Source organism: Spirulina subsalsa CS-330 (assembly GCF_028330765.1).
GTDB lineage: Bacteria > Cyanobacteriota > Cyanobacteriia > Cyanobacteriales > Spirulinaceae > Spirulina > Spirulina subsalsa_A.
On the sequence record NZ_JAQMTY010000207.1, the window covers coordinates 1 to 9,147 of the forward strand.

The window sequence follows — 9,147 nt, forward strand, 5'->3', positions numbered from 1 at the left end:
GCGGCAGCACAAGTGATCAGAAATCGTGGTATTGAATATGCGCTAGGGCATGGCGTATCTGAAAATGTCTGTGGAGATGATGGGACGGGGGCTTTGCCTAGTTACCAATCTGTGAAGCAGAAACTCTTAGGTATGAATCTAAGAATCCCCCGTTAGATTGCTTTAGCAATTAACGGGGGAGTATGTCAACGTTGGGTAGAGATTCAGCGGGATGGATGGAGTAGAGGAGATGCGATCGCCCGTCACGCCGCTTAGAATGGACTGACTTCTACCCTGCCCCCCTCTTTAAAAATCACCTGAAACTGTCCCATCGGTTCAGAGGGAATCACGCTGCCCCGCTCGCGATCGATGCCAGCGGCTTCGGGGGTGAGGAGATCCGGCAGGGGGGTGTTGCCTTCGAGTTGAAAGGCGGCGTTGTTTTGGGGTTGATAATCGGCGATCGCGCCTGATTCCGTCACCCCGACCCGGAAAATTAAGTCATTCCCCAGGGTTTCCCCGTCTTCATCCCACACATCGCGGAGGGTGTCGATCAAGTCGTCTTGAATCTGAGCCAGGGTGTCGGGGTCATCGATGGTTTCGCCATAGCCGGGCCGACCTTGGTAGCCTGCCCAGGGATTGATTTGCAGCACCCCGTTGCGGGTGAAAACGACTTTGTAGTCGGCGATCGCTTCTCGTGCTTCAATCGCCGCCTGGGTGGGGGCAAATTCCAGATCCGGCAGGGGCGTGAGTTCATCGGCCGAAGCGGGAGTATCATCCACCGCCTCGTAGGCCACAATCGACCCGTCAATGGTGGCGGAGACACGGAAGGCTAAATCTTCCGTCACCGCGTCGCGATCGTCCCAATTCCCGCTAATTTCCCGGAAGAGATACCGCTGAATGAAATCTAATTCCGTAGGGTCTTCAATGGGTTCGGCATCAGTCAGTAGGGCTTCAAGTTCACGGCTGGAGATGCGATCGCCCGTAGGTTGGGCCGGGGGATCTTCCGCCTCCGTTGCGGCGAGTTCATCGGCTTCCTCGTTGGCGGCTTCCTCGTCGGCCTCGTCCTCTGGTGTTAAGGGCGGATCATCCGTGGCGAGATCCTCGCCGTCGGTTTGTTCCGTGGCTTCAGCGGGGCGATCTTCCGGAATCGTCACCTCAGGCACGGGCAGGAAGAAGAGAAGCACAGCGGCGATCGCTAATGACCCTACCCCACTCATTAACGGCATCGCCCGTTCATGGGCGGGCACATCCGCGAGGCGATGGCGGCGGCTGATGGGTTCTAGGGTCAGTTGTAAATCCGGCAGGGTGCGCGTATCCGAGCAAAACTGATCCACCACATCCACGAGGTCGAACAGTTCCAAGGTGTTGAGGTGAATATTAACGGTTTGGCCGTCGGGAGTTTCGCTCACCAACAGGTGGCGATCGGGCTTGTCACCCTTCATCAGCCGCACGATCGCCGGTTCATGGGCCAACGGGTGAGGAATGCCGCTTAAGACCTCTTGGCCGTACTGACTCACCGCCCGCACCAAACTATCGAGAAACTCCCGCCCACCGCTCAGGAACTGCTCGGAATTGCTGAAATGACATTCCACATTGGTCACAATCGACATCAGGGGACGCTGACCTGTGGCGGCACTGTCTGTGGTGATTAGGCTGGGGTTCATCCCGTCAAGCTGGAGGCGCACATTGGGGAGGTTGTATTGCCGTTTAATGCTCATAGCACTTCTCCATCAAACAGACTAACCCAGAGACGTTGACGACCGGCAACCCCGGTGCAAAAGAGAAGTTGGGTCAAAAGCGCGATCGCCAATTGATTGAGCAGGTCTTCTTGGTCTAAATACAATGCCACTTTGGCGCGGCGGGGGTTCATCCGGCTGCGGAAATGGGTGCGGAATCGTTCGATATATTCCGAAAGGCGGAAATGTTGCTCAAGGGGTAGGCCTTTGGCTTGGGTGTCGTTGTAGGCGGTGAGGAGTTGGCGAATGAGCATGGTCAGACGGCGGGCGCGATCGCTGATAATCACCACCAACGCCTTGGCCTGGGGAATCGTCAAACCACTGCGGGTGTAGGAGCGTCGCCAGGGGTTCGTACAGCGCAAGCGCCACAGCGTCACCCGATTATCAATGATGCTCTGGAGTTCTAGATCCTTCGCCGTCGCCAGCATATATTCAGATCCCCCCAGTTCCAAGGCTTCGATCGCCAATAACAACAGGTCAATCCGTTGGTGAATGCGGGGCGAACAGCCATCCACATTCGGAAGATCGGGAAGAGAGTCCAAAATTAGCGGATTTGGACGGGAGGGAAGTTGATAATCAGAGGGTAAACTTGCAGATTGACTCATGCCAAAGGGGGTTGCTCAACAGGGATGTAGGACGCAGACAAAGACGGTTTGAGAGCAGTTGCTACAGAATCAGTTCACTAAACGTAGGTGGGATGGACTCAGCCCAATCGCCCTAACATCGCAGTATTGTTAGGTTTCTAGTGTACTATTTTTTCAGTTTGTCCAGACAAGATAGCGCACGGCCACAACTTATAGATTCCCATGGATATTAAATCACTCATTCGCGACATTCCTGATTTTCCCAAACCGGGGATCTTGTTTCGGGACATTACCACCCTGCTCCGTGATCCCCAAGGCCTCAAGGCTACCGTCGAACAACTCACCGCCCACTGTGAGGCGGCTGGCCTCAAACCGGATTTGGTGCTGGGGATGGAGTCGCGGGGGTTTATTTTTGGCCCGACCTTAGCCTATCAATTGGGGGCGGGGTTTATTCCGGTGCGCAAACCGGGAAAACTGCCAGCGGCGATCTACAGTGCTGAGTATGCCTTGGAGTACGGAACCGATCGCCTCGAAATGCATCAAGATGCGATCGCATCCGGTCAAACGGTGTTAATCGTGGATGATCTAATCGCCACCGGGGGCACGGCCCAAGCCGCCGCCCAGTTAGTCCAGCAGGGCGGCGGCACGTTAATCGGCTACGCCTTTATTGTGGAACTGCTCTTTTTGAATGGTCGGGATAAGCTGGGAGATGCCCCTATTTTGAGTTTGGTGCAGTATTAGAGCAGTATTAAAAAGGGGCTTTGCCTTGTCGTGATGTTGTTTTGAAAGGAATCTTTGTGGCCAATCTTCCCCTGCGCGATCGCATTCACCCCTGGCAAGCTCTGCGGCAGTTTGTCACCAGCGAAACATTTCTCTACATCCTGAAACGGCTCCTGCAAGCCGTCCTCACCCTGCTGCTCACCTCCGCCCTCAGCTTCATCATTATCCAACTCGCCCCCGGTAACTACCTCGACACCCTCCGGGAAGACCCCAGCATCTCCGCAGACACCCTCAATCAATACCGCATCCAATTCGGCCTCGATCAACCCGGCTATGTGCAATATTTCCGCTGGCTCGGCGGCGTGTTGACCCGGTTTGATTTTGGCCAAAGTTTTGTCGATAACCGTCCGGTCACTGACCTGCTGATCGAACGAATGTTAGCCACCTTACTCCTCGCCATTTCATCGATCATAATCACGTGGGCGATCGCAATTCCCCTCGGTATCCTTGGCGCAGTGCAGCAAAATCAATGGAGCGATCGGATTCTGCGCGTCCTCAGCTACATCGGCCAAGGCTTCCCCAGCTTCATCACCGCCCTACTCCTCCTCATCCTCGCCCAAAACCTCGCCCCCCTTTTTCCCATCGGCGGCATGACCAGCATCGGCCATGACACCCTCCCCCCCCTCGGCAAACTCCTCGACCTCGGTTGGCATATGATCCTGCCCACCCTCGCCCTCAGCATCACCAGTTTCGCCGGACTCCAACGCCTCACCCGGGGCGCACTCCTCGACGTGCTCCGCCAAGACTATATCCAAACTGCCCGCGCCAAAGGTCTCCCCGAAAACCGCGTTATCTACGTCCACGCCCTCCGCAACGCCATCAACCCCCTGATCACCATCCTCGGGTTTGAATTCGCCAGCCTCCTCAGCGGCTCATTTATTGCGGAAGTCTTTTTCAACTGGCCCGGCTTAGGTCAACTGATTCTGCGGGCCGTGATGAATCAAGATCTTTACCTTGTGATGGCGAGTCTGATGATGGGGGCCACAATGTTAATCGTGGGTAATCTCCTCGCGGACTTGATGCTGCAAGCCGTTGATCCGCGCATTCGCCTCGAAGACTTGAAGTGACATCCTCAGCGGGCGCGAGTCCCTTGAGAATCAAGCTTAATAATCGCTATCGGCGACACAAATTCCTTTGCATTTAATGCCATTGGTGGCCGTGCGGCGGCAATGGGGACAGAGAATTTTTTCGGCTGTATCCGTCGTTTCTGGAGTTGTGGTCTCATTCGTGGAGGCGGAACGAGGGTGATCTTGAGACATTGCGATCGCATCAGCTAAAAGAACCGTTACACCCTGCCCTTCTAGAGCAGCATTGGCATTGCTTGCATGATGCCCTAAAAACAACGCTTCGACAAGTTCAGCACGGCCTGTCACCGTGACCGGAAGGATTGCACAAGATTCAACTAGCACAATCAAGATTGCTTTGGTACTTTGCGGGACTAACAGCCGATAATTGCAGAGTAGGCACTGTCGGAGGGTGGAATGCGATCGCTCACTATTCTCGTTTCGGCCTATTCCTGTGAACCCCATCGCGGTTCGGAGCCGGGGGTAGGGTGGAATATGGCCGTAGAATTGGCCCGCCATCATCACGTGTGGGTGCTGACCCGACCGGACGAAAGCGGCCCCCAAATTGACGCAGAACTCGCCCGGCATCCAAACCCGAATCTACATTTTGTCTATTGCACCACGCCGCTGATCGGGGGGCTGTGGCGTTGGGGCAGTGGTGGCGCGATGCAAATTCATTACTATTTTTGGCAACTTCAGGCCTATTTCACCGCCCGCCGTCTATTGCGCACTGTGAAATTCGACGCGATCCACCACATCACCTTTGTTAAATATTCCACACCCAGCTTTTTAGCCCTGCTGCCTGTGCCCTTTTTCTTCGGCCCGGTGGGGGGCGGTGAATCGGCTCCGCCCCCGTTTTGGCGAGCGTTTAGCCTCAAGGCGCGGCTCTATGAATGGGCGCGATCGCTCACCCGCTGGATCGGCGAACAAGACCCCTTTACCCGTCTCACGGCCCGCCGCAGTGCGATCGCCTTCGCCACCACCCCGGAAACAGAGCAACGCCTGACCCGCCTCGGCGCACCCCGGACGCAGATCCTCGCCGAGGCCGCCCTGTCCGCCGCCGAACTCGACACCCTCCAACCCCGCCCCCCCGCTGCTCGTCCCCGCTTCCTCAGTGTGGGGCGGCTCTTGCATTGGAAAGGGTATCACCTCAGCATTGCAGCCTTTGCGGCGGCGCAGTTAGGCGATTGTGACTATTGGCTTTTGGGGACGGGGCCAGAAACGGCGACCCTTCAGGGCCTGATTGATCGGTTGGGGGTGGGCGATCGCGTTCAACTTCTGGGCCGACAGCCGCGATCGCACGTCCTCGACCTCCTCACCAGTAGCTATGCCTTTGTCCATCCCAGCCTCCACGATTCCGGCGGCTGGGCCTGTCTCGAAGCCATGGCGGCCGGTCTGCCCGTCCTCTGTCTGGATTTGGGGGGGCCCGCCACGGAAGTCACCGCCGCAACGGGGTTTAAAATTGCGGCCCAGCATCCGGAGCAGGTGATTCAGGATTTAGCCGCCGCGATGGGGGAGATTGTGAGCGATCGCGCCTTACGCGATCGCCTCGGTCAGGGAGGGCGCGATCGGATCAAAGCTGAGTACACCTGGTCGCAAAAAGTCCACCGCATCAACACCGTTTACCGGGAAATCTTGGGGTGATCCGCTGGGAAACAAGGGGCTTAAGCCCCTTGCCTAGGTATTGAGAAACAAGGGGCTTAAGCCCCTTGCCTGGGTATTGAGAAACAAGGGGCTTAAGCCCCTTGCCTAGGTATTGAAGATTTAGCGAGCCGTGTCGGGGTGGGAACTGAGGGGCGTTAAATTCCAATCAGGGCGGAGGTTACGGGCGCGGCCGAGATAGACGTGCTGCATCGCCCGTTGGGGTTGGAGCGTGTTGACATGAATCAACACCCGAATGCAACGCTCTAAACTGCCCGCAATATGGAGTTGCTGCACATCCAAGAGCGCCACATGATCCCAGGTGGAGCGTTCACGAGCGATCGCCGCCGGAAAAATCGCATCCAGATCACGGGTCATCGTGAAAATGGCGCTGATCGTTTCATCGGGATCAAGCTGGTTCCGGGCTTCGATTTCATCAATCAATTCCCGCACCGCTGCCCGAATGGCATCCACGGTGTTGTGTTCGGCGGTGGTTGCCCCCCGAATTGCCCGCACTTTCCACTCCACGATTGATTTCCTCCAGATTACGATCGCAGTTCAGCTTACGGCCGATAAAGCCAGAGCGCTTGTCCCGCTGTAGCCAGTTCAAATTCTACCCAATCCAGAGATGCCCCGATCCGAGACTTCGGGCGGTTCGTTTGTCCCGACAAAAGACGGGTGAGGATGGGCTTCTTCTCTTCAATGGTGACCACCTTCGCCTTATCCGGGTCAAGCTCTGCCCATTCCGCCAGCCAACAGCGGGCCTCTTCTTCTGTACCCAAGCGATCGACCAGTCCCAATTCCAACGCTTGTTGCCCAGTAAACACACGCCCATCGGCAAAGGATCGGACGACCTCTGCATCCAGATTACGACCCTCCGCCACCGTCATCACAAACTGTTGATAACTTGTATCAATGAGATCCTGCAAAATTTGCATTTCTTCCGGGGTCGATTCCCGGTCAAAGGCGAGAATATCTTTGTAAGGGCCCGATTTCACCGTTTTAAACGACACGCCGATTTTATCCAACAGCCGTTCAAGATTGTTGCCCCGCAAAATCACGCCAATACTGCCGGTAATCGTGCCAGGATTGGCCACGATATGATCTGCCCCCACGCCGATATAGACCCCCCCGGAGGCAGAAATATTCCCAAAACTAGCGATCACCTTCACCCCCTGACTGCGAATCTGTTTGAGGGCGTGATAGATTTCCTGAGAATCGCCCACTGTGCCGCCAGGGGAGTCAATGCGCAGCAGGAGGGCGGGATATTTTTCGTCTTCTACGGTTTTCAGCGCTTTTAAAACTCGTTTCCGGGTTTCTGAAGCGATCGCACCCGTGATTTCAATTCGCGCAATTTGTTTGCGCTTGTTCGGCTTAAACGGCCAGATCATAGTGCGTTGCTCGTGGTGAATCGTCGATATGGACGTTTATTATACCTCTCAGTCTTTGGACGTAACGGCGATCGCCGCCCCGAATCTCCCCCGCCGCTGGCAATTTTGTTAACAAAACTACATGAATGATTACAATGGAGGCGACGCTTGGATGCCCCATCACTTTCTCCCATGTCCGCGAAATCCCTCCCCGCTGCGCCATCGACTCTGTTTCCCCTCGTTCTCATTGCCCCCTTTTTCCTCTGGGGAACTGCCATGGTTGCGATGAAGGGGATTATGCTCCACACGACCCCGCTGTTTGTGGCTGGGGTGCGCCTCGTGCCCGCCGGATGCCTCGTCTTGGGCTTAACGGCTATTTTGAAATTAGAGCAGCCGAAAACCTGGCGAGCCTGGGCCTGGATTGCCCTGTTTGCCCTCCTTGATGGCTTGCTGTTTCAGGGCTTTTTGGCTGAAGGGCTGTTACGCACGGGCGCAGGGTTGGGGTCGGTGATGATTGATTCTCAGCCCATTGTGATCGCGCTGTTGTCGAGTTGGTTGTTTGGGGAGTTGATTGGACTGTGGGGCTGGCTGGGCTTGGGGGTTGGGGTGCTGGGGATTACGTTGATTGGTGTGCCGGCGGATGGGTGGGCGGTGCTGCTCCGGTCGGACGCGATCGCCTTTCAGTGGAGCGCATTATTTAACAATGGCCAATGGTTGATGTTCCTCGCGTCCCTGTCGATGGCTCTGGGGACGGTGAGCATTCGTTACGTCAGTCGCCATGTAGACCCCGTGGTGGCCACCGGCTGGCATATGATCCTCGGCGGTGTGCCGCTGTTTGTGATGTCGGGGCTGTGGGAAACGGAGCAATGGGCCGCGTTGACTGGCTCCGATTGGGGCGCGTTGGCCTATGCCACGGTGTTCGGAAGTGCGATCGCCTACGCCCTCTTTTTTTGGATCGCCTCTAGCGGCAACCTCACCAGCTTTACCTCCCTCACCTTCTTAACCCCAGTGTTTGCCTTGGTGTTTAGCCACCTGCTGTTAACCGAAGTGCTCAACCCCGTGCAATGGTGGGGCGTGGTGTTAACCTTGGTGAGTATCACGTTGATCAATCAACGCGATGGACTGGCCCAGTGGACTGCAACAAAGTTCGCGCCGCCCCGGTCAGAACAGCCGTCCCAAGTCCCTGCTAAAGTTGAAGGAGACAGCCCCTAAGATCACTAAACTCTGCTTGGTTGCATGATCTGTTCTGGCCCGCAATTCACCCTGGTTTTGCCCTCCTTCCGGATCAGGGTGAGTCAAACGGTGCATCATGGTTGGACTCCGTCCACTTTTCACCACAGCCCGTTGTAGTTTCTGATGTTAAAGCTTTCCCTTGTGTTGAAACGCGGTGGGTGGGTTGGCGCGATCGCCGGTCTAGCCCTCTGGAGTGATGTCACCGGGTTGCCCCTGCATTGTGTGCTGCCTGATGCTGCGATCGCCGCCCCCTTGATCGCCCAAGCCGACAATCCCCCTGAATCCGACCCTGCAACGCCCCCAACTCCCGATCCCAACAGTCGCCAACTGCAACGCGGTTCCGAAGGCGATGTGGTCAAAGAACTGCAAGAACGCCTCACAGACTTTGGCTATTACGACGGGGAAATTTCCGGGTCTTACGATGCCGCCACCGAAACCGCCGTCCAAGCCTTTCAAGCCGAAAACGACCTCGAACCCACCGGCATTTTCGATCTCAACACCTTTGAAGCCCTCAAAGCTCAACAAGAAAACACCACCAACAAAACGCCGGACTCCCCCGGATTTTTCGCCAAACACCGCACCCGCCTTTTAATTCTCGCCGTGGGGGTTGTCGGACTATCAGGATTTGGCGGCATTGTGTATCTGCTCTGGCGGTTTGTCAATGGCCCCGCCGACTCTGACCCCACCGAAGCAACCCCACCCCCTCATCCCCTCGTCACTACCTCATCCCCTGCGATCGCGCCCCCCACCCAAAACGGCA

The 9,147-nt window shown here is 56.3% G+C and carries 10 protein-coding genes; 5 read left to right on the plus strand and 5 right to left on the minus strand.

Annotated features, from left to right (window positions below):
• Nucleotides 1–251: 251 nt before the first annotated feature.
• Nucleotides 252–1,697, minus strand: a complete 1,446-nt coding sequence (locus tag PN477_RS14345; protein WP_272119533.1) for a DUF4335 domain-containing protein — start codon at nt 1,695–1,697, stop codon at nt 252–254.
• Nucleotides 1,694–2,320: a DUF3038 domain-containing protein gene (locus PN477_RS14350; protein ID WP_272119531.1), complete on the minus strand. Its 627-nt coding sequence runs from the start codon at nt 2,318–2,320 to the stop codon at nt 1,694–1,696. The genes PN477_RS14345 and PN477_RS14350 overlap by 4 nt, the downstream gene beginning before the upstream one ends.
• A 201-nt stretch (nt 2,321–2,521) precedes the next feature.
• Here PN477_RS14350 and PN477_RS14355 point away from each other — a divergent pair, with 201 nt between their 5' ends.
• Both PN477_RS14355 and PN477_RS14360 read left to right on the plus strand, forming a co-directional pair.
• On the plus strand, nt 2,522–3,040 hold the full coding sequence (locus tag PN477_RS14355; RefSeq protein WP_272119529.1) for an adenine phosphoribosyltransferase: 519 nt from the start codon (nt 2,522–2,524) through the stop codon (nt 3,038–3,040).
• Between the two features lie 56 nt (nt 3,041–3,096).
• Nucleotides 3,097–4,146, plus strand: coding sequence for an ABC transporter permease (locus tag PN477_RS14360; protein ID WP_272119527.1), 1,050 nt, complete (start codon nt 3,097–3,099; stop codon nt 4,144–4,146).
• 36 nt (nt 4,147–4,182) lie between these two features.
• On the opposite strand, the gene PN477_RS14365 is transcribed toward PN477_RS14360, so the two are convergent.
• A complete protein-coding gene (locus PN477_RS14365; RefSeq protein ID WP_272119526.1) occupies nt 4,183–4,488 on the minus strand; it encodes a hypothetical protein in 306 nt (101 codons plus the stop codon).
• 72 nt (nt 4,489–4,560) lie between these two features.
• Between PN477_RS14365 and PN477_RS14370 the strand changes: the two genes are divergently transcribed.
• Nucleotides 4,561–5,787, plus strand: coding sequence for a glycosyltransferase family 4 protein (locus tag PN477_RS14370; protein ID WP_272119524.1), 1,227 nt, complete (start codon nt 4,561–4,563; stop codon nt 5,785–5,787).
• A 120-nt stretch (nt 5,788–5,907) separates the two neighbouring features.
• Here the strand turns inward: PN477_RS14370 and aroH are convergent, their stop codons facing one another.
• Nucleotides 5,908–6,312 carry a chorismate mutase gene (aroH, locus tag PN477_RS14375; protein WP_175551042.1) on the minus strand — a complete coding sequence of 135 codons (405 nt, stop codon included), beginning with the start codon at nt 6,310–6,312 and terminating at the stop codon, nt 5,908–5,910.
• Nucleotides 6,313–6,347: 35 nt separating this feature from the next.
• Nucleotides 6,348–7,175 (minus strand): signal peptide peptidase SppA, encoded by an 828-nt coding sequence (sppA, locus tag PN477_RS14380; protein WP_272119521.1) that lies wholly within the window; start codon nt 7,173–7,175, stop codon nt 6,348–6,350.
• Between the two features lie 171 nt (nt 7,176–7,346).
• On the opposite strand from sppA, the gene PN477_RS14385 reads away from it, so the two are divergent.
• Nucleotides 7,347–8,366 carry a DMT family transporter gene (locus PN477_RS14385; protein ID WP_272119519.1) on the plus strand — a complete coding sequence of 340 codons (1,020 nt, stop codon included), beginning with the start codon at nt 7,347–7,349 and terminating at the stop codon, nt 8,364–8,366.
• Nucleotides 8,367–8,510: 144 nt separating this feature from the next.
• Nucleotides 8,511–9,147: peptidoglycan-binding domain-containing protein (locus PN477_RS14390; RefSeq protein ID WP_272147365.1), on the plus strand; the 637-nt coding region annotated here is incomplete at its 3' end.

Coding starts and splice junctions, on each gene's coding strand:
- PN477_RS14345 (WP_272119533.1), bottom strand. CDS start 1,697: ATGAGCATTAAACGGCAATACAACCTCCCCAATGTGCGCCTCCAGCTT.
- PN477_RS14350 (WP_272119531.1), bottom strand. CDS start 2,320: ATGAGTCAATCTGCAAGTTTACCCTCTGATTATCAACTTCCCTCCCGT.
- PN477_RS14355 (WP_272119529.1), top strand. CDS start 2,522: ATGGATATTAAATCACTCATTCGCGACATTCCTGATTTTCCCAAACCG.
- PN477_RS14370 (WP_272119524.1), top strand. CDS start 4,561: ATGCGATCGCTCACTATTCTCGTTTCGGCCTATTCCTGTGAACCCCAT.
- sppA (WP_272119521.1), bottom strand. CDS start 7,175: ATGATCTGGCCGTTTAAGCCGAACAAGCGCAAACAAATTGCGCGAATT.
- PN477_RS14385 (WP_272119519.1), top strand. CDS start 7,347: ATGTCCGCGAAATCCCTCCCCGCTGCGCCATCGACTCTGTTTCCCCTC.